The 307-nt window shown below is 54.7% G+C and carries 1 rRNA gene; it reads left to right on the forward strand.

The features are described from left to right. Positions 1-307: ribosomal RNA gene (locus tag CE491_RS30035) — 16S ribosomal RNA — on the forward strand; the annotation flags it as partial.

The raw sequence follows: 307 nt of genomic DNA on the forward strand, positions 1-307 counted from the left end.
ATGGAAGTGTGCCAGCAGCCGCGGTAATACAGAGGGTGCAAGCGTTAATCGGAATTACTGGGCGTAAAGCGCGCGTAGGCGGTTGTGTAAGTTGGAGGTGAAATCCCCGGGCTCAACCTGGGCATTGCCTTCAAAACTGCACGGCTAGAGTATGGGAGAGGAAGGTAGAATTCCAGGTGTAGCGGTGAAATGCGTAGAGATCTGGAGGAATACCGATGGCGAAGGCAGCCTTCTGGCCTAATACTGACGCTGAGGTGCGAAAGCATGGGGAGCAAACAGGATTAGAAACCCCCGTAGTCCGGGCGCT

The organism is Pseudomonas bohemica (assembly GCF_002934685.1).
Lineage (GTDB): Bacteria > Pseudomonadota > Gammaproteobacteria > Pseudomonadales > Pseudomonadaceae > Aquipseudomonas > Aquipseudomonas bohemica.